Source organism: Streptomyces sp. NRRL S-118 (genome assembly GCF_000716335.1).
Classification (GTDB): Bacteria; Actinomycetota; Actinomycetes; order Streptomycetales; family Streptomycetaceae; genus Streptomyces.
The window spans coordinates 1-1,157 of the sequence record NZ_JOBL01000356.1 but is presented as its reverse complement, the minus strand read 5'-3'; the positions used below and the strand labels follow the sequence as shown (position 1 = coordinate 1,157).

At 74.9% G+C, this 1,157-nt stretch carries 1 protein-coding gene; it reads left to right on the top strand.

The annotated features are described in order from the left end of the window. On the top strand, positions 1 to 1,137 hold a 1,137-nt coding region (locus tag IH00_RS0103315; protein WP_199819687.1), incomplete at its 5' end, for a beta-ketoacyl reductase. Positions 1,138 to 1,157 lie beyond the last annotated feature (20 nt).

Genomic DNA, 1,157 nt, shown 5'->3' with positions numbered 1-1,157 from the left:
ACCGCGGGCGTTCCCCACTCCGGTGCGTTTCTGGGCCTGCGTACCGCTGGCATGGCCGACGTGTACGGCGGCAAGGTCGCCGGCGCCCGCCACCTGGACGAGCTGACCCGCGAACGGGACCTCGACGCCTTTGTGCTGTACACGTCCGGCGCCGGTGTCTGGGGCAGCGGTGGGCAGACGGCGTACGGTGCGGCGAACGCGGCGCTCGACGCCCTCGCGGAGCGGCGGCGCGCCGACGGCCTGCCGGCCACCGCGATCGCCTGGGGCCTGTGGGGCGGCGGTGGCATGGGCGATGGTGAGGGCGAGGAGTTCCTCAGCGAGCGCGGCCTGCGCGTCATGTCCCCGGAGCGGGCCGTGGAAGCCCTCGGCACGGCTCTTGAGCGTGGCGACACCTGCGTGGCCGTGGCGGATCTCGACCTGCCCCGGTTCGCCCGGTCCTTCACCGCGTTCCGGCCCAGTCCTCTGATCGGCGACCTCCCCGGAACGGGCGGGGCGGGGGAGCGGTCCGAGGACGGGGCGGACGACAACGACGATCAGCAGTTGCTGGCGCGGTTCACCGCGTGTGGCCCGGTCGAGCGTCAGGAACTGCTCCTCGACCTGGTGCGCCGGCAGGTGGCCGTCGTGCTGGGCCATGCCGGGCCCGAGGAGGTACCGGCCGATCAGGCGTTCCGGGACCTCGGGTTCAGCTCGCTCACGGCCGTCGAGGTGGCCACCCGGCTGGGCCGGGCGGTGGGTGCGAAGCTGCCGCCGACCCTGGTGTTCGACCACCCGACGGCGGAAGCGGTCGCAGACCAGCTGGCCGAGCTGCTGGGGGCGCGCATCCTGGCGGAGGCGTCGCGGAGTGAGGAACTGCGGATCAGGACGGTACTGGCGTCGCTGCCCGTGGACGCGCTGCGGGAAGCGGGGCTGCTCGACGAACTGCTCGCCCTCGCCGCGGCACACGAACCGGGGGCCGCCCAGGCGGCTCCGGAGCTCTCCTCGGCGCCCGCCGATGCCGCCGTGCCCCCCGATGCCGCCGGACCGGCCGATGCCGCCGGACCGGCCGATGCCGCCGGGCCCGCCGACCCGCTCGACGCCATCGACGAGTTGGACGACGACGCACTGATCGCGCTCGCATTGGGCGAATCCGGCGCCTGACCCGCCCCCCGCCCCCCGCA